This is a genomic window from Burkholderia sp. PvR073 (genome assembly GCF_054055695.1).
In genome coordinates this window covers 170,777-192,489 of sequence record NZ_JBSRXO010000007.1, presented here as the reverse complement: position 1 = coordinate 192,489, position 21,713 = coordinate 170,777, and the positions used below count along the sequence as shown (strand labels likewise).

Below are 21,713 nucleotides of genomic sequence, written 5' to 3'. Positions count from 1 at the left end.
CGTATTGTTTCCTTCGGGTGGGGAAACGATTGCCGGCGAGCGCCTGAGCGCCCGTCTTACGTATTCAGGAAACACGATGTTCGTCGATTCTCACTGCCACATCAATTTCAAGGGTCTCGCCGACCGCCTGCCGGCCGTGCTGGAGAACATGCGCGAGCACGACGTCACGCACGCGCTGTGCGTGTCGGTCGACTTCGAGACGCTGCCCGACGTGCTCGCGATCGCGCAGGCGCACGACAACGTCTATGCGTCGGTCGGCGTGCATCCCGATCACGAGGACGCACGGGAGCCGACGCTCGCGGAACTGATCGAGCTGGCCGCGCACCCGAAGGTCGTCGCGATCGGCGAGACGGGCCTCGACTACTACCGCCTCGAGGGCCGCTCGATCGCCGACATGGAATGGCAGCGCGAACGCTTTCGCACGCATATCCGCGCGGCGACCGCGACGATGAAGCCGCTGATCATCCATACGCGCTCGTCGTCGGAAGACACGCTGCGGATCATGGCCGAGGAGCGCGCGGACGTGCCCGGCGGCGTGATGCACTGCTTCACCGAGCCGTGGGCCGTCGCCGAGCAGGCGCTCGCGCAGAACTTCCATATCTCGCTGTCGGGCATTGTCACGTTCAAGAACGCGACCGACGTGCAGGACGTCGCGCGGCGCGTGCCGCTCGAGCGGCTGCTGATCGAAACCGACTCGCCGTACCTCGCGCCGGTGCCGTATCGCGGCAAGCCGAATGAACCTGCGTACGTCAGCCATGTCGGACGTTTTATCGCATCCGAGCGCGGGATCGCCGTCGAGGCGCTGGCCGATGCGACGACACAGAACTTTTTCCGGCTGTTCAAGATCGCCCGCTCATGACGCGCGGCCAGCCGACAACCCAGGGAAGGAGCCCACAACAATGATGAAGCCGACCACATACCTGCCCAAGCGCGCCCTCGTCACCGCCGCGCTCGTCGCGAGCGGCCTGTTTGCCGTCGCCGGCGCGCATGCCGAGTCGCTCGACGCGATCGTCAAGGCGGTCAAGTTCGACGACATCGACGACATCGGCAAGCAGCTGAAGAGCGGCAAGCTCGATCCGAACACGCTCGCGCCGAACGGCGACCCGATCCTCGTGATCGCCGCGCGCGAGAAGTCCGACAAGGTCGCCACCGCGATCGCCACGACGCCGAACGTCGACCTCGAGAAGGAAGACAAGGCCGGCGAGAACGCGCTGATGCTCGCCTCGCTGAACGGTGATGTCGGCCTCGTCAAGTTGCTGATCGACAAGGGCGCGGAAGTCAGCAAGAAGGGCTGGGCGCCGCTGCACTACGCGGCCACCAACGGCCAGGACGCGGTCGTCAAGGTCCTGCTCGACCACGACGCGTATATCGACACGGCGTCGCCGAACGGCACGACGCCGCTGATGATGGCCGCCCGCGGCAACCATGCGACGACGGTCAATCTGCTGCTCGACCAGGGCGCCGATCCGCAGGTGAAGAACCAGCTCGGCATCACCGCGCTCGAGTTCGCGAAGCACTACAAGGCGCCGGACGCGATCGACATCCTGAGCAAGCGGACGGTGCGTGTCGGCGCATCGGCGCCGGCCGATGCCCAAAAGAGTGCAAAATGACGGTTTCGGCGCGGCGGCAGGGCGCGCCCGCCCGGCCGGAACCCGGCCGGCAGCGGGTGTCCGGCCGCCGTGCCGGTCAGCGCAGCGAGCGGCCTGGGGGCCGCATTGACATAAGGAACACCATGTTGCGGGCTATGTTTTGTGCCGCGGCGTTTGCCGTGCCGTTGTCGGCGGCGGCTTTCACGGGCGCGGATCTCGACCGGCTGTGCGCGAAGACGGACGTCAAGTCGCGGGCGTCGTGCGCGGCCTACATCGAAGGCGCCGCCGACGGCGTCTACAACACCATCGACGCGATTGGCGGCACCACCGGGCCGCGCGTCGGGCAGTATTTCTGCCTGCCGCCCGACATCCGGGCGCAGCAGATGACCGACGCGGTGCGCAAGTACATCGCGGAGAACCCGAAGCTGGCCGACTACAACGCGAGCACCGCGGTGTCGCTCGGTCTCGGCAAGGCGTTCCCCTGCAGGGGCGGCAGTTGATCTGACGCCGGATCCGGGCGCGCATGCGGCCCGGACGTCGCCGACGCATCCAGGACGAGGCCGCCGCGCCTCATAACCGAAGCATCCCGGGCGCCGATGATTTCAATCGAGGAACTGCAGCGCATCGCCGATGCGCCGTTGCATTCGTGGCTCGGCACGCTGATCGTGTCGGTCATCGTCGTGCTTGTCGTCTTGATCGTGCATCGTCTCGGCGCACGCATCGTCAAGCGCGTCGCGCAGCCGTATCCGCTGATGAGCGTGATCCTGCGCTATATCGACAAACCGTCGCTCGTCACGCTCGCGCTGCTCGCGCTCGAGTTTCTGTGGATCCAGGCGGACGAGGGCATGTCGTTCGTGCGCGGAATGTGCACCGCGGCCGCGGTCGGCTCGATCGTGTCGCTGACCTGGCTGCTGGTGCGGCTCGCGGCCGGCGTCGGCGACGCGATCATCCAGGCCCATCCGATGGATACGGCCGACAATCTCCACGCGCGGCGCATCCACACGCAGGCCAAGGTGCTCGTGCGAACCGTCATGGTGCTGATCGTGATCATCGGCACGGGCGCCGCGCTGATGACGTTCCCGAACGTGCGCCAGGTCGGCGCGAGCCTGCTGGCATCGGCCGGCGTCGCCGGCCTGGTCGCCGGTATCGCCGCGCGGCCGGTGCTCGGCAACCTGATCGCCGGGCTGCAGATCGCGCTCACGCAGCCGATCCGGCTCGACGACGTCGTCGTGATCCAGGGCGAGTGGGGCCGCATCGAGGAAATCACCGGCTCGTTCGTGTCGGTGCGGCTGTGGGACCAGCGGCGCCTCGTCGTGCCGCTGCAGTGGATCATCGAGAATCCGTTCACGAACTGGACGCGCAGCAGCGCGGAAATCATCGGCACGGTGTACCTGTCGGTCGACTACAGTACGCCGCTCGCGCCGTTGCGCGAGGAGCTCGCGCGGCTGGTCCAGGCGGCGCCAGAGTGGGACGGGCGCGTACAGGTACTGCAGGTGACCGACGCGACCGAGCGCGCGATGCAGTTGCGCGCGCTCGTCAGCGCGGTCGATTCGTCGTCGTGCTGGGACCTGCGCTGCCGCGTGCGCGAGGGGTTGATCGCGTATCTGCAGGCGCGTTTTCCGCAATGTCTGCCGCGCAGCCGGATGGAGCTGTATCCGCACGATTCCGCACCGGACGCGCCGAATCCCGTTCGGCCGCATGCGCGGCAGCCCGCCGCCAGCACGGCGGCCAACACCGCCGCCGATCCGCAGGCCGTCGACGGCCGCTGAACGTGGCCCGCCCTCCGTCACCATGACCGCGCTGAACACGCTCGCCATCGCCAATTACCGCTCGCTGCGTGAGCTGATCGTGCCGCTCGCGGCGCTCAACGTCGTCACCGGGCCGAACGGCAGCGGCAAGTCGAGCGTGTACCGTGCGCTGCGCCTGCTCGCCGACACCGCGCAGGGCCGCGTGATCCCGTCGCTCGCGCGCGAGGGCGGATTGCCGTCGACGCTGTGGGCCGGCCCCGAGCGCTTCTCGCGCGCGATGCTGGCCGGCGACGAGCCGGTGACGGGCACGGTGCGCAAGGGGCCCGTGAGCCTGAGGCTCGGCTTCGCGTGCGACGATTTCGGCTATGCGATCGATCTCGGCCTGCCGGTCCCGAGCCGTTCGCAGTTCGCGCTCGATCCGGTGATCAAGCGCGAATGCATCTGGGGCGGCGCGCTGCCGCGCCCGTCGACGCTGCTGGTCGACCGGCAGGGTGCGCAGATCCGCACGCGCACCGCGTCGGGCGACTGGCGGACGGTTCCGCAGCCGGTCGCGAGCTTCGACAGCATGATGACCGAGTTCGCCGATCCGACCGGCGCGCCGGAGATGATCGCGGTGCGCGAGCGGATCCGCTCGTGGCGCTTCTACGACCATTTCCGGACCGACGCGCAGGCGCCGGCCCGGCAGTCGCATATCGGCACCCATACGCCGGTGCTGGCGGACGACGGCGCCGATCTGGCCGCCGCGCTGCAGACGATTCGCGAAATCGGCGACGGCGCGGCACTCGATGCGGCGATCGACGACGCGTTTCCCGGTGCGTCGGTCGAGATCGACAATCCGGGCGGCCGCGGCCGCTTCGACGTGCTGATGCGTCAGCCGGGGCTGTTGCGGCCGCTCGCCGCCGCCGAACTGTCCGACGGCACGCTGCGCTACCTGCTGCTCGCGGCCGCGCTGCTGACGCCGCGGCCGCCGGCATTGATGGTGCTGAACGAACCGGAGACGAGCCTGCATCCCGATCTGCTGCCGGCGCTTGGCCGCCTGATCGCGCAGGCCGCGCAGCGTTCGCAGGTGCTGGTCGTGTCGCATGCGGCGCGGCTCATCGCGACGCTCGAGCGCGAGGCCGGCTGCGAATCGCTGGTGCTCGACAAGCAGCTGGGCGCGACCGCGCTCGTGGATGCCGACACGCGCGACCTGCCGGCATGGAAGTGGCCGTCGCGTTGAGCGGCACGGCGGCGTGCGTTCGATGGTGCTTCTCGCCCCGGGAAGGGGCTCGGCCGGCCCGGCAGCGCTGCTCCCGCGACGCGGCGGAATGTATCCGGTCTGTAACAACACCCATAAAATGAAAGACGGACGGTTCCCTGTATCGGGATCGCGAATAATAATGAGATATCCGGCTGGCGCCATGCCGGCCGGCGCCGTATGAAAGCGGGGCGGGCGCGACAGCGCAAACGCCCGCCGGCCGTGCGGCAACGGACAGGACACAGGAGACGTGGACCATGAGAATTGCCCAAATCGCCCCGCTGACCGAATCGGTGCCGCCAAAGCTTTACGGTGGCACGGAACGCGTCGTGTCCTACATCACCGAGGCGCTCGTCGATCTCGGCCATGATGTGACGCTGTTCGCCAGCGGCGATTCGACGACCCGGGCGAAGCTCGAACCCGTGTGGCCGCGCGCGCTGCGGCTCGATTCGTCGATCCGCGACCGGGTCGCCCCGCACATGCTGCTGATGGAGACGGTCGCGCGCCGCGCGAAGGACTTCGACGTGCTCCATTTCCACATGGACTACTACTCGTTCTCGGTCTTCAACCGGCAGGAAACGCCGTACGTGACGACGCTGCACGGCCGGCTCGACCTGCCCGAGCAGCAGCCGGTGTTCGACACGTTCAATACGGCGCCCGTGATCTCGATTTCCAACTCGCAGCGTCAGCCGCTGCCGCAGGCGAAATGGCTGACGACCGTCCACCACGGGCTGCCCGACACGATGTACATGCCGCAGCCCGTCGAGCCGCGCTATCTTGCGTTCCTGGGCCGCATCTCGCCGGAGAAGCGCGTCGACACGGCGATCCGGATTGCCCGCCAGTGCGGGCTGCCGATCCGGATCGCCGCGAAGATCGATGCGGCCGACGAGGAATACTTCGATAACGAGATCAAGCCGCTTTTCGCGTTGCCGCACGTCGAATTCGTCGGCGAGATCGCCGATCATCAGAAGGCCGAATTCCTGTCGGGCGCGCATGCGCTGCTGTTTCCGATCGACTGGCCGGAGCCGTTCGGGCTGGTGATGATCGAGGCGATGTCGTGCGGCACGCCGGTGATCGCATTCAATCGCGGCGCGGTGCCGGAAGTGATCGACGAGGGCGTGTCGGGTTTCATCGTGGAGGATGAAATCAGCGCGGTGGCCGCCGTGAACCGGCTGCACCTGCTGCCGCGCACGCGCGTGCGGCAGCGCTTCGAGCAGCGCTTCACGTCGCGCCGGATGGCGCAGCAGTACGTCGACGTCTACCAGTCGGTGATCCGCGCGCAGAAGCGCTCGCGCTTCAAGGTGATCGACTCGACGACCTGACGCGCGACGCGGGCGGATAAAAAAACGGCGATGCCCGCAAGGACATCGCCGTTTGCGCATGGCCCGCGCACGATGTGCACGGGCATGGCGTCAGCGTCAGATCTTGAGCTTCGTGACCTTCGTGCCGTTGATCGACACGTCGCCCATCAGGCCTGCGTTCGTCAGCACGACGACCTGGACCGGTGCGGTGGCCGTGTTGGAATCGACTGCGCCGTTCGCACCCATCTTCACGAGCGCGACCGAAGCGCCAGCGCCGGCTGCCCAGCCGTCCGAGCCGCGGAATTCGTCGAGCGCTTCCTGCGTCATGAACAGGAACACGATCGCCTTCGACTGCGCACCGGCCTGCAGGCCGACCGACAGCGACGACGTGTTGTAGTAGCCGACGGTGCTGCCGCCGACGCGCAGCGCGCCGTTGCCGGACTGGCCGCCGACGATCAAGCCGGCCTGCAGCACGTTCGGGAACACCAGCACGCCGCGCGACTTCGCGACGAGCTCACGCGAACCCTTGACCGTGGAATACATGCGCGACAGCGTGGCATCGACGCTCGAGTCGATCGCTTGACGCTTTGATGCGTTGGTCGCGGCGTTGTCCGGCTTGTCCGGGGTGGTGGTGCAACCGGTGAGCGCGAGGCTACCGACGATGAGCGCCGCGGCGGCTTTCAGCACAAGATTCCGTTTTTGCATCGTTCTTCTCCATCGGATGACGTTCGGAGTGAGTCTCGCTCAGGGAGCGGATCACGTCGGCAGTTATATCACAGCGGATTACAGCCTCTTTTCGTTGCGACGTGAAAAAGCGTCAAATCGATCGGGGGTGTCGCGGCACGCCAACGGATGGCCCGGCGCGCATGCGGCGATGCGTCGCGCGCCGGGCGACGGCAGGCGGCCGGCGGCCGGCGGGAAAGGGAAGGCGGGTCTGCGCGTCAATGCGTGACGGGGGGCGCCGGCGGAGCGGGCGGCTTGATCGGCGGGCGCCGCAGCGCACGGCGGATCAGTGCGATCACGACCCCGCACGCGAACAGGAATGCGGCCGGCACGACCCAGTAGCCGACGAACGCATGCCACAGATAACCCGCGAGCGTATTGCGGCGCACCAGGTATTCGTCGCGGGCCGCCTGCTGGCGAGCCGCGTTGGCGCTCAGCACGTCGGCCGGGCAGCCGGCCGCCCGTGCCGCATCAGGATCCCCGTGGCACTTCGCGGCGGCGCCGGCGGCCTGCTGCGCGTCGGTGAGCTGCCAGGTGGTCAGCGCGAGCTCCAGGTCGGCCTTGTTGTACGCCATTTCCTCGCGGATCTCGCGCACGGCGACGATCGCGACGGGCACGGCCCAGAACACGATCACGATCAGCCAGCGGCGGAACCAGCGGTGTTGTCTCCATGCCATCCATGCCTCCGTTTGACGCGGCGTGCGCGTCCGGCTCGAGGGCGGCCCGATGGCGCTTCTTGTACTTGGATGGGCCGCGTTGCAGCCATCATAGAAGAAATCGCGGCGAATTGCCGCACCATGTGGCGGCATTCGCACGGCGCGCCCGGAAAGCGGGGCGGGAGGGCGGCGCAACGTATCGCGGCGTCGGCGTGGCGATGCCGCCGGACGGTGCGCCGGCGCATCGGGGCGCATCGCGCGCGTCGATGCGTGTGCAACGAAAACAAAAAAGCCGCGCCCGCCGAAGCGGTGCGCGGCATTCGTGCGGGAGCGCCGGAACTCAGGCGGCCGGCTGGCTGCTCAGGCAACTCTTCATGAACGTCTTGCGGTCGTCGCCCTTCTTGCCGGTGGCCTGCGTGTTGCATGCCTTCATCTTTTCCTGCTGCGTCATTGCCTTCGCGGGCTTGGTCGACAGGCAGTCCTTCATGAACGCCTTGCGTTCGTCGCCCGTCTTGCCTGCGGCCTGGGTGTTACAGGCCTTCATCTTGTCCTGCTGGCTGTTCGCCGCGAAAGCGGGGGAAGCCAGCATGCCGCCGAGAAGCACTGCGGCTACGAGCGATTGGATTTTCATTTCGACACTCCCATGGGGTGAATTGCGCTTTATATCGACGCCGTCACGAAGCCCGGCGCAACGGGAACAGGGTCGCATCGCGCCGCGCGCTCCGATTATGGCAAATCAATGTGAAAACACCAAAACGGCATTCGTATAACGCGGCGGGTCGCGTAGCCGTTGACGGTGCGTGCGCGCGCCGGTGATCGGGACAAACCATGACGTGGGGGCGTCGGCCCGGGCCATACACGCGGAACCTGTCGGATGCCGGCCGCGAGCCATTACAATCGCGGCCATGAATACTCCGAACCCCGCATCCCCTTCGTCGTCGTCGGCCCTGCCGCGCATCGCCGTACTTGCCACCGGCGGCACGATCGCCGGCGCCGCGCCGGACGCCGCCAGCACGGCCGGCTACCAGGCCGGCGCGCTCGGCGTCAATTTCCTGCTCGACGCGGTGCCGGCGCTCGCGTCGGTCGCGCGCATCGACGCCGAGCAGGTCGCCAGCATCGACAGCAAGGATCTCGCGCTGCCGCTGTGGAATACGCTCGCCGCGCGCATCGACGCGCTGATGGCCGATCCGGCGATCGACGGCATCGTGATCACCCACGGTACCGACACGCTCGAGGAAACCGCGTACGCGCTGCATCTGGTCGTGACCGGCGACAAGCCGGTCGTGCTGACGGCCGCGATGCGGCCGGCCACCGCGCTGTCGTCCGACGGCCCGCTGAACCTGCTGAACGCAGTGACGGTCGCCGCCCATCCGGCCGCGCGCGGGCAGGGCGTGCTCGTCGCGTTCAACAACCGGATTCACGGCGCGCGTGACGTCGTGAAGACGAGCACCTATGCGGTCGACGCATTCCAGTCGCCGGAACTGGGTGCGCTCGGCTGGGTACAGGACGGCCGCGTCGAATTCGCGCGCCGCGTGACGCGCGCGCGCGATGCGCAACTGGCGATCGCCGCGGCGTGGCCACCGGTCGAAGTCGTCGCGAGCTATGCGGGCGTGACGCGCACGGCCGTCGACGCACTTGTCGCGGCCGGCGTGCGCGGCCTCGTCGTCGCGGGCACCGGCAACGGGTCGATCCATGCGACGCTGCAGGCAGCGCTCGCCGATGCGGTGAATGCCGGCGTCACGGTGGTGCGCGCGTCGCGGGTCGGCTCGGGGCACGTGATGCGCAACGGCGCGGCGAACGACGAGGCGCTCGGTTTCGTGAGCGCCGGATCGCTGAGCCCGTTCAAGGCACGCGTGCTGCTGATGCTGGCGCTCGCGAACGGCATTCAAGGGCGCGATGCGCTGCAACGCGCATTCGACACGCTGTGACCGGTGGCCGCCGATCGGGCGGCACGCGGCGCGCATGAAAAAAAGGCAGGCCAATGGCCTGCCTTTTTTGCGTCAGTGCTGGGCGATTGCTCAGGACTGCGGCGGAATCACGAGCTTCTGGCCCGGATAGATCCGGTCCGGGCTCGACAGCATCGGCTTGTTCGCCTCGAAGATCGCCGGGTACTTGTTCGCGTCGCCGTACACTTCCTTCGCGATCGCCGACAGCGTATCGCCCGGCTTCACGTCATGGTACTGAACTTCCGGATCGTCCGGCTGCAGATCGTCGTCGTTGACGCCCGCGACGCCTTGCACGTTGCCGGCCGCGACCTTGACCTTCGCCTTCGTGTCGAGGTCGCCGACGCTGCCCGACAGCGTGACGGTGCGCGACGCGCCGTCGAACGCGACGGTCAGATTCGACGTATCGAGACCCTGCGAGCTGATGTAGTTCTTGATCGCATCGGCGGCGGTCTGGTTCGCCGCATTCGGATCTTCCGCTGCTTGCGCGTCAGCATGACCCAGCAGTTTTTCACCCGCCTCTTTAATAAACGAAAGAAGACCCATCGCTGCACTCCCTAGGTGGTTGAAAAGAAAACGCGCCGTGAAGTGGCGAAAAAAACACCGCGCTGAGCGCACTCACCGGAGTGAGCGCCAGGCGCGGCGGATTTCTCGAAAGGCGTGGCGAAAGTGTAGGCGTTCATCGCGACGATTGCATGAAAAATCGCACGCCTGAACGTAAAGAAATGTAATACGCGAAATCCGACAGGCGGACACCCGACGACGACGTCTGACCGACCAAGGCTTCCCCGGCGCCGCCGGGTGCCGCTGCGGACCCCACCACGCCGCTCTCAGCCCAGAGCGGCGTTTTTCGCCCCGTCGCGCACGCGGTTAGCGATGCGCGGCGGGGCGCCCCACCGTGATGCGCGCGTGGTCGCGCACCGATACGACCGGCTGCGGCCGGATCGCGAGTATTCGCCGCGCTGCGCCCGCGCGCGTTCGCCGTTGCAGCGAAACGCGCGCCGCTGCATCTGCTGCATCGGCGTTATGCGGCCGGCGTCTGGCCGATTTCGAAGTTCGACATGATCTCGAGCGCACGCACCAGTGCCGAGTGATCCCATGCCTTGCCGCCGTGGGATGCGCACACGCTGAACAGTTGCTGCGCGCTCGCCGTGTGCGGCAGCGCGAGGCCAAGCTTGCGTGCGCCGTCGAGCGCGAGGTTCAGATCCTTCTGGTGCAGCTCGATGCGAAAGCCCGGATCGAACGTGCGCTTCGTCATGCGCGCGCCGTGCACTTCGAGGATCCGCGACGCGGCGAAGCCGCCCATCAGCGCCTGGCGCACGCGCTCCGGATCGGCGCCCGAGCGCGCGGCGAACAGCAGCGCTTCGCCGACCGCTTCGATGTTCAGCGCGACGATGATCTGGTTCGCGACCTTGCACGTCTGACCCGCGCCGTTGTCGCCGACGAGCGTGATGTTCTTGCCCATTTTCTCGAACAGCGGCTTCGCGCGCTCGAAGGCCTGCTCCGGGCCGCCGACCATGATCGTGAGCGTCGCTTCGCGGGCACCGACTTCGCCGCCGGACACCGGCGCGTCGAGGTAGTCGCAGCCGAGCGCGTTGATCTGTTTTGCGAATTGCTGCGTGTCGAGCGGCGAGATCGAGCTCATGTCGATCACGAGCTTGCCGGCCGTCAGGCCCTTTGCCACGCCGTCGTCGGCGAACAGCACATTACGCACGTCGGGCGTATCCGGCACCATCGAGATGATGATGTCCGCGTTCTGCGCGACTTCGGTCGAGTTCGCGACGACCTTCGCGCTCGCGCGCAGGTCGTCCGGCACCGGGAACGCGCCGTTCACGACGAGCTGATGATCGCCCTTGAGCAGGTTGCGCGCCATGTGCGCGCCCATGATGCCGAGGCCGATGAATCCGATGGTTGCCATGTGAAAGTCTCCTATAGGGGCGTAGGTGGGGAAGGGCGGATCTCAGGCGGCGCGGCGCGCCGAGCCCGGTGCGCAGCCGGCGACGCTTTGCAGCCAGCCGAGGCCTTCCGTCGTGGTGGTGCGGGGCTTGTATTCGCAGCCGACGTAGCCGGCATAGCCGAGCCGGTCGAGCAGCGCGAACAGGAACGCGTAGTTGATCTCGCCCGTACCCGGCTCGTTGCGGCCCGGGTTGTCCGCGAGCTGGACGTGGCCGATCGACGCGAGGTTGCGTTCGATCGTCGCGGCCAGTTCGCCTTCCATGCGCTGCATGTGATAGATGTCGTACTGCAGGAACAGGTTGTCCGAGCCGACCGCGCGGATCACGTCGAGCCCTTCGGACGAGCGGTTCAGCGCGAAGCCCGGGATGTCGAAGCTGTTGCACGGCTCGACCAGCAGGCGGATGCCTTCGCGCTTGAGCGCATCGGCCGCGAAGCGCAGGTTGTCGACGATCGTGACGAAGGTCTTGTCGCGCGCCGTGCTCGCCGACGGGATGCCGACGAGGCAGTTCAGCTGCGGCACCTTCAGCGCCTTCGCGTACTCGATCGCACGGCCGACACCTTCCTGGAACTCGCCGACGCGATCGGGCAGGCACGCGATGCCGCGCTCGCCCTGGTCCCAGTTGCCGGCGGGCAGGTTGTGCAGCACGAGGCGCAGGCGGTGCGTCTCGAGCCGCTCGGCGAGTTCCTCTTTCGCGTACGGGTACGGGAACAGGAACTCGACGGCGTCGAAGCCTGCGTCCGCGGCCGCCTTGAAGCGATCGAGGAACGGCACTTCGTTGAACAGCATGGTCAGGTTTGCAGCAAACTTCGGCATGAGCTAAGCCTCTTCGGTCGGTCAGTCAAAAAATGGCGTGCGGATCAGTCGAGCATCGAGATCGCGGTCGGCGCGTGCTCGGCCTTCTCGGCGAGTTCCTCGAACTCGTTGATCGCGTCGATTTCGGTGCCCATCGAAATGTTCGTCACGCGCTCGAGGATCACTTCGACGACGACCGGCACGCTGAACTCCTGTGCGAGCGCCTGCGCCTGCTTCAGCGCCGGCTCGATCTCTTCCGGCTTCGACACGCGCAGCGCCTTGCAGCCGAGGCCTTCGGCGACCGCCACGTGATCGACGCCATAGCCGTTCAGCTCCGGTGCGTTGACGTTGTCGAACGCGAGCTGCACGCAGTAGTCCATGTCGAACGCGCGCTGGGCCTGGCGGATCAGGCCGAGGTACGAGTTGTTCACCACCACGTGCACGTACGGCAGCTTGAATTGCGCGCCGGCGGCCAGCTCTTCGATCATGAACTGGAAGTCGTAGTCGCCGGACAGCGCGACGATCGGGCGGGTCGGATCGGCCGCACGCACGCCGAGCGCGGCGGGGATCGTCCAGCCGAGCGGGCCTGCCTGGCCGCAGTTGATCCAGTTGCGTGCCTTGAACACGTGCAGGAACTGCGCGGCGGCGATCTGCGACAGGCCGATCGTGCTGACGTAGCAGGTATCGCGGCCGAACACCTTGTTCATCTCTTCGTACACGCGCTGCGGCTTGACCGGCACGTTGTCGAAGTGGGTCTTGCGCTGCAGCGTGCGCTTGCGCGCCTGGCACTCGGACACCCACGCGCTACGGTCCTTCAGCTTGCCGGCGGCCTTCCATTCCTGTGCCACCGCGACGAACAGCTCGAGCGCGGCCTTCGCGTCGGACACGATGCCGAGATCCGGGCCGAACACGCGGCCGATCTGGGTCGGCTCGATGTCGACGTGCACGAACTTGCGGCCCTTCGTATAAACCTCGACGCTGCCGGTGTGGCGATTCGCCCAGCGGTTGCCGATGCCGAGCACGAAGTCGGACGCGAGCATCGTCGCGTTGCCGTAGCGGTGCGACGTCTGCAGGCCGACCATGCCGGCCATCAGCGGGTGGTCGTCCGGAATCGCGCCCCACGACATCAGCGTCGGGATCACCGGCACGCCGATCGTTTCGGCGAACTGGACGAGCAGGTCTTCGGCCACCGCGTTGAGCACGCCGCCGCCCGACACGATCAGCGGCTTGTCGGCGTCGTTGAGCATCGCGAGCGCCTTCTCGATCTGCGCGCGGCTCGCCGCGGGCTTGTAGACCGGCAGCGGTTCATACGTGTCGATGTCGAATTCGATTTCGGCGAGCTGCACGTCGATCGGCAGGTCGACCAGCACCGGGCCCGGACGGCCCGAGCGCATCAGGTGGAACGCCTGCTGGAACACGCGCGGCACCAGCGCCGGTTCGCGCACGGTGACGGCCCACTTGGTGACGGGCTTCGCGATCGACTCGATGTCGACGGCCTGGAAGTCTTCCTTGTACAGGCGTGCACGCGGTGCCTGGCCCGTGATCGCGAGGATCGGAATCGAGTCGGCCGATGCGGAGTACAGGCCGGTGATCATGTCGGTGCCGGCGGGGCCCGACGTGCCGATGCACACGCCGATGTTGCCGGGCGCGGCACGCGTGAAGCCCTCGGCCATGTGCGACGCGCCTTCGACGTGGCGGGCCAGCACGTGGCTGATGCCGCCCGACTGGCGCATCGCGGAATAGAACGGGTTGATTGCTGCGCCCGGCACGCCGAACGCGGTCTGGATGCCTTCCTTCTCGAGCACGAGTACGGCTGCGTCGACGGCTCTCATCTTGGCCATGAATGTCTCCTTGAATGTGTGGATCTTGCGAATCGGTCTGTTGGGAACACTTTAGGGACGCAGGAAAGGTTTGATAAGATCAGCCGAAGTCGCTTATTTCGAAACTAAAAGTATGGAATGACGGCCGGACGGGGCTTCCCGTCGGCGTCGACGCCGGGACGGAGACAGGAGATGGATCGTTTCAAGCAGATCGAGACGTTCGTGCGGGTCGCGGACGCGGGCAGCCTCGCGGCGGCGGCGCTCGAGGAGGGCGTGTCGCCGGTGGTGCTCGGGCGACGCATCGACGCGCTCGAGAAGCGCCTCGGCGTGAAGCTGATGTACCGCTCGACGCGGCGGCTGGTGGTCAGCGAGGAGGGCGCCGCGTTCCTCGAGCGCTGCCGCGGGCTGCTGTCCGAATGGGACCAGGCCGAGAACGAGCTGGCCGCCGGGCGGCGTGCGGTCAGCGGGCACCTGATCGTGTCCGCGCCGGCTGCGTTCGGCCGCAAGCACGTCGCGCCGCACGCACCCGGTTTCCTCGTCGACAAGCCGGAAATGCAACTGTCGTTCAACCTCACCGATCGCGTCGTCGATCTGGTGCGCGAAGGCTACGACCTGTCGATCCGGATCGGCGGCTCGGTCGACCCGAACTTCGTCGCGGTGAAGCTCGCGTCGAACCGGCGCGTCGTGTGCGGCACGCCCGACTATTTCCGCCGTCACGGCCGGCCGAAGTCGCTGGACGACCTGCTCAAGCACAACTGTCTCGCATTCAACCTGCAGGGCGGCCAGAACCGCGGCTGGTATTTCCAGCGCCACGGCAAGATCGTGACGATGCGGGTGGCCGGCAATCTCGACTGCAACGACGGCGAGCTGCTGCATCGCTGGGTGGCCGAGAGCCTCGGGCTCGGCTGGCGCTCGACCTGGGAAATCGCCGCCCAGCTCGAGACGGGCGAACTCGAGACGGTGCTCGACGAATACGCGCTGCCGGACTACGACATCCTCGCGGTCTATCCGCAGCAGCGCTACGTGCCCGCGCGCGTGCGCTACTTCATCGACTACCTGCGCGAAGCGTATGCGCGGCCCGGCTACTGGAGCACCACGCCGTAACGGGTGCGGCAGGTCCGGGCATTTTTTGCGCTTCACCGGCTTCGTGCGGGAATAAACTCGGTTCAGCGGCGGTAAGGTCATCGAGTGCGCATGCTGCCGGTCTGTCCGGGCATCGGGCGCGAGAACGGGCGCGACCACGGACGCGAAACGAGCGCGGCTTCGGCCGCCGGGACCAGGGAGGCCATGTGGGGCAAGCCGGACAGGCGGTCGACGAACGGGCGGAGGATGACGCGGTCGCGCGCGGCGAGCGGTTTCGCGCGCTCGTGCTGCCGCATCTCGACGCCGCGTACAACCTCGCCCGCTGGCTGAGCGGCAACCCGGGCGACGCGGACGACGTCGTCCAGGACGCGTGCATGCGCGCGCTGCGCTTCGTCGACTCGTGCCGCGGCGACAACGCCCGGCCGTGGCTGCTGACGATCGTGCGCCACACCTGGTACACGGAGTGGCGCCGCCGCACCCACGCGCACGAGGTTGCACTGCCCGACACGCTCGACGACACGGAGGTGCCCGACGACTGGCAGCCGGCGCCCGGGGATCCGCTCGCGCAGCTGCTGCGCGGCGAGAACGTGCGGCTCGTGAACGCGGCGCTCGCGAAGCTGCCGCCCGAATACCGCGAGGTGCTGGTGCTGCGCGAGATGGAGGATTTGAGCTACCGCGAGATCGCGGCGATCGCCGACGTGCCGGTGGGCACGGTGATGTCGCGGCTCTCGCGCGGCCGGCGCCGGCTTGCCGCGCTGCTGGGCGGCACGCAGGTGCCGCCGTCCGGACCCGCGCCGGGACGTGCGTCGGCGAGCGGAACCGCATCGGAGGCGATCGATGGACTGTAACGAAACGCGAGCATTGCTGGACGCGGACGTCGACCGCGAGCTGTCGGCGCCCGATGCGTTGCGCGTCCAGCGGCATGTCGAGGGGTGCGATGCGTGCCGTCGCGAACGCGAGCGGATCGTCGTGCTGGGGCGGGCCGTGCGGCAGGCCGATTATCACCGCGCGCCCGATGCGCTGCGGGCGAGCCTCCTCGCGGCGCTGCCGGCGCCAGGCGGCGCGCGTGAGTGCGGGCCGGGCCCTGCGGCGCCGGAGCCCGATGCAACGGCGCGGCCGCGGCCTCGATCGAGCGGTCGCCGCTGGTTCTCCTGGCCGGCCGGACGCGGCGTATCGGCTCGCCCGGCCTCTGCCGGGCCGGGGCCGCGCGTCACGGCGTTGCCCGGGCTCGGCTGGGGCGTGGCGCTGGTGGTCGCGCTCGCCGCGGCGGCCGGGATGGCGCTGTCCGCCCGCCACGCCGCAACCGGCCAGACGGTCGACGAGCTGGTCGCGAGCCACGTGCGGGCCGGCCTGTCGGCGCGCGACATCGACGTGATCTCGACCGACCGGCATACGGTCAAGCCGTGGTTCAACGGCCGGCTCGACTATGCGCCGCCGGTCGAGGACCTGTCGGCGAGCGGCTTCCCGCTCGCGGGCGGCCGGCTCGACTACGTCGGGCGGCGCCGCGTCGCGGTACTCGTGTACCGATACCGGCAGCACGTGATCGACGTGTACGTGCGGCCGGCGGGCGTCGGCGGGGAGACGGCGCCGTACGCGACCGTGTCGCAGGGCTATGCGCTCGACCGCTGGGAGGCGGCGGGGATGACCTGGTGGGCCGTGACCGACGCCGAGCCGTCGGCGCTGGCCGCGTTCAGGACGGCGCTCGACGCGCGGCTTGGCGGGGCGCGCAGCGAGTGACGGCGGGCCGCGGCGCCGGCCCGTCACCCGCGCGCAATGCTCCGCCCCCGATTCCCGAGCGGGCGCGCGAGCCGCCGTTCGACCGTTGGCGCGGGTTCAAGTCTTTGAAAACATGGCCGAATCCGGTCCGAAATCGTCGATCGGTGTTGCATGCGCCCTGTATCCGGGTTAGAATCTTCGGCTTCTCACTTGCCACACCGGTTCAGACGCCCGGGTGGCTTCAATCCACAAGGAGTGTGTAATGCGTCATTACGAAATCGTATTCATCGTGCACCCCGATCAAAGCGAGCAAGTGCCCGCGATGATCGAGCGTTACAAGACCACGATCACGACGCACGGCGGCCAGATCCACCGTGTCGAAGACTGGGGCCGTCGCCAACTGGCCTACATGATCGAGAAACTCGCGAAGGCTCACTACGTCTGCATGAACATTGAGTGCGACCAGACGACGCTCGACGAACTCGAACACGCGTTCAAGTTCAACGACGCCGTGCTGCGCCACCTCATCGTCAAGATGAAGAAGGCCGAGACCGGCCCGTCGCCGATGATGAAGGAAGTTCAGCGCGAAGAAGCCAAGAAGGCGGCTGCTGCTCAGCCGACCGAAGCGCAGGCTTAAGTTCGTCATTCATTAAGCCATCAAGGAGCGCGCTACTCACGTGAACAGGTTGCAATTGACGGCGAGCGTCGTCGAACGCGCACCGGTGCGATATACGCCGGCAGGTGTTCCGATCGCAAGCGCCACGTTGCACCACCGCACGGAAGTCGTCGAAGCAGGCATTCCCCGTCAGGTCGAAATGACGATCGAGGCGGTGGCGGCCGGTGAGGCGAGCGGCAGGCTGGAAAGTCGTGAAATGGGCGTCGAAACGCTGTTCACGGGCTTCCTGGCAAAGAAAAGCCGCAACGCGAGAACCTTGGTGTTTCACATCACAGCATTGCAGGACATTGGAAAGGACTGAAATCATGCCCCGCCCGACTGGTAAGAAATTCGACAAGCGTCGTCAGCAACAAAACCCGCTCTTCAAGCGCAAGAAGTTCTGCCGTTTCACGGCAGCCGGCGTCGATCAGATCGACTACAAGGACACGGAAACGCTGAAGGACTTCATCGGCGAAAACGGCAAGATCACGCCGGCTCGTCTGACGGGTACGAAGGCGCACTATCAGCGTCAGCTGGATACGGCAATCAAGCGTGCGCGTTTCCTCGCGCTGCTGCCGTACACCGATCAGCACAAGGCGTAATCAGGCGACGCAATAAGGAGAATTCGAATGCAAATCATTCTGTTGGAAAAAGTCGCCAATCTGGGTAACCTCGGCGACATCGTCAAGGTCAAGGACGGTTACGCTCGCAACTTCCTGATCCCGAACCGCAAGGCTCGCCGTGCAACGAAGGAAGCGATCGCCGAATTCGAAGTTCGCCGCGCTGAACTCGAAAAGGTCGCCGCTGAGAAGCTGGCGGCATCGCAGGCAGTCGGCGAGAAGCTGAACGGCCAATCGTTCGAAATCACGCAGAAGTCGGGCGTTGACGGCCGTCTGTTCGGCTCGGTCACGAACGGCGACGTCGCTGAACTGCTGAAGAAGGCAGGTTACGAAGTCGAGAAGCTGCAGGTTCGCATGCCGGAAGGCCCGCTGAAGATGATCGGCGAGCACACGGTCCAGGTCGCGCTGCATACGGACGTCGTCGTCGACGTCACGATCAACGTGATCGGCGACCACGCGTAAGCGTCGTACGCAAGCTTCCCGGGCGGCTTCCGCTGTCCGGACAAGGGCAGGCGCCCGGGCAACCGGGGCCTGCCTTTTTTATTGCCTGTTCGTCGGCGCCCGTCTCTAGTAACGTCGTAGGTTATTCGCGATAATCCCAACCCATGAACGCGCCGCAAGATCCTCAAATCGAATCGCTGAAAGTCCCGCCGCACTCGGTCGAAGCCGAGCAGTCGGTGCTCGGCGGCCTGTTGCTCGACAACGCGGCATGGGACCGGATTGCCGACTTCCTGTCGCAGGGCGATTTCTATCGCTACGACCACCGGATCATCTACGAGCACATTGGCCGGCTGATCGCGTCGACGCGCCCGGCCGACGTCGTGACCGTGTACGAAGCGCTGACCACGTCCGGCAAGGCCGACGACGTCGGCGGCCTCGCGTACCTGAACGCACTCGCGCAGAACACGCCGAGTGCGGCCAACATCCGCCGCTATGCGGAAATCGTGCGCGACCGTGCGGTGCTGCGCCGGCTCGTGTCGGTCGCCGACGAAATCTCGGCCGACGCGTTCAATCCGCAGGGCAAGGAAGTCCGCCAGCTGCTCGACGAAGCCGAATCGAAGGTGTTCTCGATCGCGGAAGAAGGCGCGCGCGGCAACCAGGGCTTCCTCGAGATCGGTCCGCTGCTCACGCAGGTCGTCGAGCGCATCGACACGCTGTACCACACCGCGAATCCGAGCGACGTCACGGGCACGCCGACGGGTTTCGTCGACCTCGACCGGATGACGTCCGGGATGCACGGCGGTGAGTTGATCATCGTCGCAGGGCGCCCGTCGATGGGTAAGACGGCGTTCTCGATGAACATCGGCGAATACGTCGCGGTCGAGTACGGGCTGCCGGTCGCGGTGTTCTCGATGGAAATGCCGGGCACCCAGCTCGTGATGCGTATGCTCGGCTCGATCGGCCGGCTCGACCAGCATCGGATGCGTACCGGTCGCCTGAGCGACGAGGACTGGCCGAAACTGACGCACGCGGTGCAGAAGATGAGCGAGGCGCAGCTCTTCATCGACGAGACGGGCGGCCTGAACCCGATGGAATTGCGCTCGCGCGCGCGGCGTCTCGCACGGCAATGCGGCAAGCTCGGCCTGATCATCGTCGACTACCTGCAGCTGATGTCGGGTTCGTCGCAGGGCGAGAACCGCGCGACCGAAATCTCGGAAATCTCGCGATCGCTGAAGAGTCTGGCTAAGGAGCTGGACGTGCCGGTGATCGCACTGTCGCAGCTGAACCGCGGCCTCGAACAGCGTCCGAACAAGCGTCCGGTGATGTCCGATTTGCGCGAATCGGGCGCAATCGAACAGGATGCGGACGTGATCCTGTTCATTTATCGCGACGAAGTCTACAACCCGGACAGCCCCGACAAGGGCACGGCCGAAATCATCATCGGCAAGCAGCGTAACGGTCCGATCGGCCCCGTTCGGCTCACGTTCCTGGGGCAATTCACGAAGTTCGACAACTTTGCAGGGGCGCAGACCTTCTACGGCGAGTAACGCCGGATGTAAAGCCCTAAATCGCCAAGCGTTGTATCCAATCCCGCCGTGCGCATATGCGCGCGGCGCGGCCCGACCGGAAACGGTACAATGTCGCCCGTTTTCGTGACAGTAGTTTGACAATCTCTCAGGAATCCCATGTTCGGTCGATTCATGCCCACCGAGGGCAAGTTCTTTGAACTCTTCAACGCGCACGCGAAGCACATCGTTTCCGGTGGCCGCGAGCTCGAACTGCTGATCGACAATCTCGCCGACGCCGAGATTCACAAGCAAAACGTGCAGACTGCCGAGAAGGCCGCTGACAAGCTGACGCACGAAGCGATCGATCTGCTGCACAAGACCTTCATCACGCCGCTCGATCGCGACGAGATCCACAAGCTGATCACGACGATGGACGACATCCTCGACCTAATGGAAGACGTCGCGACGGCCGTGTCGCTGTACGACGTGCGGTCCGTTACCTCCGAGGCGAGCCAGCTCGCGCACATCGTCACGCAGTCGGCCCAGCACGTGCAGCAGGCCGTCGGCATGCTGTCCGACATGAAGCAGTCGGCGCAGATCCTCAAGCAATGCGAAGAGATCGACCGCTGGGAGTCGGAGGCCGATCGCGTTCTGCGCTCGGCGATGTCGAAGCTGTTCCGCGAGGAAGACGACGTGAAGACGCTCATCAAGCTGAAGGCGATCTACGAGCTGCTCGAAGAGATCACCGACAAGTGCGAGGACGTCGCGAACATCATCGAAGGCATCGTGCTGGAAAACGCCTGAGCGGACCACGATGCATTCGATACAACTTGCCCTATGGATGGTCGCGACGCTGGTGCTCGTCGCGCTCGTATTCGACTTCATGAACGGCTTCCACGACGCGGCGAACTCGATCGCCACCGTGGTGTCCACCGGGGTGCTGAAGCCCCAGCAGGCCGTCGTGTTCGCGGCGGCGTTCAACGTCATCGCGTATTTCATCTTCCACCTGAAGGTGGCGCAGACGGTCGGCAAAGGCACGATCGATCCGGAGATCGTTGACCACTACGTCGTGTTCGGCGCGCTGATCGGCGCGATCGGCTGGAACGTGATCACGTGGTACTACGGGATCCCGTCGAGTTCGTCGCACGCGCTGATCGGCGGCCTCGTCGGCTCGGCGCTCGCGAAGTCGGGCTGGAGCGCGCTGAACATCGACGGCCTGATGAAGACCGTCGCGTTCATCTTCATTTCGCCGCTGCTCGGCTTCGTTCTCGGTTCGCTGTTCATGCTCGGCGTGTCGTGGCTGTATTTCCGCACCGCGCCAAGCAAGGTCGACCGGCGCTTCCGGCGGTTCCAGCTGCTGTCGGCCGGCCTGTACAGCCTGGGTCACGGCGGCAACGACGCACAGAAGACGATCGGCATCATCTGGATGCTGCTGATCGCATCGGGCTATGCATCGGCGACGTCCGATGCGCCGCCCGCGTGGGTGATCGGCGCGTGCTACCTGTCGATGGGCCTCGGCACGTTGTTCGGCGGCTGGCGCATTGTGCGCACGATGGGCCAGAAGATCACGAAGCTCAAGCCGGTCGGCGGTTTCTGTGCCGAAAGCGGCGGGGCGATCACGCTGTTCATCGCGTCGTTCCTCGGTATTCCGGTGTCGACCACGCACACGATCACCGGTGCGATCGTCGGTGTCGGCGCGACGCAGAAGCTGTCGGCCGTGCGCTGGGGCGTTGCCGGCAACATCGTGTGGGCATGGGTGCTGACGATTCCGGCATCCGCGCTGATCGCGGCCGGCGGATGGTGGGTCGGGCACCAGATCTTCTGATTCCGACGCTGCCGCCTCGACACGAAATGCGCCGCCAACCGAAAGGTTGCGGCGCATTTTCTTTGGTGGTCGGAAAGAGTGCGGCGAATGACGCGGTTG

At 66.5% G+C, this 21,713-nt stretch carries 24 protein-coding genes; 17 read left to right on the top strand and 7 right to left on the bottom strand.

What is annotated here, in order from left to right:
• The first annotated feature begins 76 nt into the window (after window positions 1-76).
• The 6 genes from ACVK00_RS21710 (at window position 77) to ACVK00_RS21685 (ending at window position 5,896) form a co-directional block, all read left to right on the top strand.
• The gene (locus ACVK00_RS21710) at window positions 77-859 is read left to right on the top strand and encodes a TatD family hydrolase (protein WP_228904542.1); all 783 of its coding nucleotides are present in this window, start codon (window positions 77-79) and stop codon (window positions 857-859) included.
• A gap of 40 nt (window positions 860-899) precedes the next feature.
• On the top strand, window positions 900-1,610 hold the full coding sequence (locus tag ACVK00_RS21705) for an ankyrin repeat domain-containing protein (protein ID WP_228904540.1): 711 nt from the start codon (window positions 900-902) through the stop codon (window positions 1,608-1,610).
• 122 nt (window positions 1,611-1,732) lie between these two features.
• On the top strand, window positions 1,733-2,089 hold the full coding sequence (locus ACVK00_RS21700; protein WP_006755340.1) for a Rap1a/Tai family immunity protein: 357 nt from the start codon (window positions 1,733-1,735) through the stop codon (window positions 2,087-2,089).
• A 96-nt stretch (window positions 2,090-2,185) separates the two neighbouring features.
• Window positions 2,186-3,358, top strand: coding sequence for a mechanosensitive ion channel family protein (locus tag ACVK00_RS21695; protein WP_284890614.1), 1,173 nt, complete (start codon window positions 2,186-2,188; stop codon window positions 3,356-3,358).
• A gap of 22 nt (window positions 3,359-3,380) precedes the next feature.
• Window positions 3,381-4,556 (top strand): AAA family ATPase, encoded by a 1,176-nt coding sequence (locus ACVK00_RS21690; RefSeq protein WP_284890616.1) that lies wholly within the window; start codon window positions 3,381-3,383, stop codon window positions 4,554-4,556.
• A 275-nt stretch (window positions 4,557-4,831) separates the two neighbouring features.
• Window positions 4,832-5,896, top strand: a complete 1,065-nt coding sequence (locus ACVK00_RS21685; protein WP_284890618.1) for a glycosyltransferase family 4 protein — start codon at window positions 4,832-4,834, stop codon at window positions 5,894-5,896.
• A 96-nt stretch (window positions 5,897-5,992) separates the two neighbouring features.
• Here the strand turns inward: ACVK00_RS21685 and ACVK00_RS21680 are convergent, their stop codons facing one another.
• The 3 genes from ACVK00_RS21680 to ACVK00_RS21670 form a co-directional block, all read right to left on the bottom strand.
• Entirely contained in the window at window positions 5,993-6,580 is a 588-nt protein-coding gene (locus ACVK00_RS21680; protein WP_006761880.1) for a BPSL1445 family SYLF domain-containing lipoprotein, read from the bottom strand.
• A 236-nt stretch (window positions 6,581-6,816) separates the two neighbouring features.
• Entirely contained in the window at window positions 6,817-7,275 is a 459-nt protein-coding gene (locus ACVK00_RS21675) for a hypothetical protein (RefSeq protein WP_228904531.1), read from the bottom strand.
• Between the two features lie 319 nt (window positions 7,276-7,594).
• Window positions 7,595-7,885 carry a PsiF family protein gene (locus tag ACVK00_RS21670; RefSeq protein WP_174388134.1) on the bottom strand — a complete coding sequence of 97 codons (291 nt, stop codon included), beginning with the start codon at window positions 7,883-7,885 and terminating at the stop codon, window positions 7,595-7,597.
• Between the two features lie 274 nt (window positions 7,886-8,159).
• Here ACVK00_RS21670 and ACVK00_RS21665 point away from each other — a divergent pair, with 274 nt between their 5' ends.
• Entirely contained in the window at window positions 8,160-9,182 is a 1,023-nt protein-coding gene (locus ACVK00_RS21665; RefSeq protein ID WP_284890624.1) for an asparaginase, read from the top strand.
• Between the two features lie 90 nt (window positions 9,183-9,272).
• On the opposite strand, the gene lysM is transcribed toward ACVK00_RS21665, so the two are convergent.
• From lysM to gcl, 4 genes are all read right to left on the bottom strand, one after another.
• The gene (lysM, locus tag ACVK00_RS21660; protein WP_166725586.1) at window positions 9,273-9,743 is read right to left on the bottom strand and encodes a peptidoglycan-binding protein LysM; all 471 of its coding nucleotides are present in this window, start codon (window positions 9,741-9,743) and stop codon (window positions 9,273-9,275) included.
• Between the two features lie 478 nt (window positions 9,744-10,221).
• Entirely contained in the window at window positions 10,222-11,115 is an 894-nt protein-coding gene (locus ACVK00_RS21655; RefSeq protein WP_105834091.1) for a 2-hydroxy-3-oxopropionate reductase, read from the bottom strand.
• A gap of 42 nt (window positions 11,116-11,157) precedes the next feature.
• Window positions 11,158-11,967 (bottom strand): hydroxypyruvate isomerase, encoded by an 810-nt coding sequence (hyi, locus tag ACVK00_RS21650; RefSeq protein ID WP_011657073.1) that lies wholly within the window; start codon window positions 11,965-11,967, stop codon window positions 11,158-11,160.
• A gap of 44 nt (window positions 11,968-12,011) precedes the next feature.
• On the bottom strand, window positions 12,012-13,787 hold the full coding sequence (gene gcl, locus ACVK00_RS21645; protein ID WP_354122983.1) for a glyoxylate carboligase: 1,776 nt from the start codon (window positions 13,785-13,787) through the stop codon (window positions 12,012-12,014).
• 171 nt (window positions 13,788-13,958) lie between these two features.
• On the opposite strand from gcl, the gene ACVK00_RS21640 reads away from it, so the two are divergent.
• The 10 genes from ACVK00_RS21640 (at window position 13,959) to ACVK00_RS21595 (ending at window position 21,614) form a co-directional block, all read left to right on the top strand.
• Window positions 13,959-14,870: a LysR substrate-binding domain-containing protein gene (locus tag ACVK00_RS21640; protein ID WP_284890636.1), complete on the top strand. Its 912-nt coding sequence runs from the start codon at window positions 13,959-13,961 to the stop codon at window positions 14,868-14,870.
• 185 nt (window positions 14,871-15,055) lie between these two features.
• Window positions 15,056-15,697 (top strand): RNA polymerase sigma factor, encoded by a 642-nt coding sequence (locus tag ACVK00_RS21635; protein ID WP_284890638.1) that lies wholly within the window; start codon window positions 15,056-15,058, stop codon window positions 15,695-15,697.
• The gene (locus ACVK00_RS21630) at window positions 15,687-16,586 is read left to right on the top strand and encodes a zf-HC2 domain-containing protein (RefSeq protein ID WP_284890640.1); all 900 of its coding nucleotides are present in this window, start codon (window positions 15,687-15,689) and stop codon (window positions 16,584-16,586) included. Before ACVK00_RS21635 ends, ACVK00_RS21630 begins: the two co-directional genes overlap by 11 nt.
• A 241-nt stretch (window positions 16,587-16,827) precedes the next feature.
• Entirely contained in the window at window positions 16,828-17,202 is a 375-nt protein-coding gene (gene rpsF / locus ACVK00_RS21625; RefSeq protein WP_006755436.1) for a 30S ribosomal protein S6, read from the top strand.
• A 40-nt stretch (window positions 17,203-17,242) separates the two neighbouring features.
• Window positions 17,243-17,542: a primosomal replication protein N gene (gene priB / locus ACVK00_RS21620; protein WP_011657069.1), complete on the top strand. Its 300-nt coding sequence runs from the start codon at window positions 17,243-17,245 to the stop codon at window positions 17,540-17,542.
• 4 nt (window positions 17,543-17,546) lie between these two features.
• A complete protein-coding gene (rpsR, locus tag ACVK00_RS21615; RefSeq protein WP_011657068.1) occupies window positions 17,547-17,822 on the top strand; it encodes a 30S ribosomal protein S18 in 276 nt (91 codons plus the stop codon).
• 27 nt (window positions 17,823-17,849) lie between these two features.
• Window positions 17,850-18,302: a 50S ribosomal protein L9 gene (gene rplI, locus ACVK00_RS21610; RefSeq protein ID WP_166724701.1), complete on the top strand. Its 453-nt coding sequence runs from the start codon at window positions 17,850-17,852 to the stop codon at window positions 18,300-18,302.
• 143 nt (window positions 18,303-18,445) lie between these two features.
• Window positions 18,446-19,828 (top strand): replicative DNA helicase, encoded by a 1,383-nt coding sequence (locus ACVK00_RS21605; protein WP_166724700.1) that lies wholly within the window; start codon window positions 18,446-18,448, stop codon window positions 19,826-19,828.
• 138 nt (window positions 19,829-19,966) lie between these two features.
• Complete coding sequence (locus ACVK00_RS21600) at window positions 19,967-20,593, top strand: DUF47 domain-containing protein (RefSeq protein ID WP_166724699.1); 627 nt, start codon at window positions 19,967-19,969, stop codon at window positions 20,591-20,593.
• Window positions 20,594-20,603: 10 nt separating this feature from the next.
• On the top strand, window positions 20,604-21,614 hold the full coding sequence (locus ACVK00_RS21595) for an inorganic phosphate transporter (RefSeq protein ID WP_228904518.1): 1,011 nt from the start codon (window positions 20,604-20,606) through the stop codon (window positions 21,612-21,614).
• Window positions 21,615-21,713 lie beyond the last annotated feature (99 nt).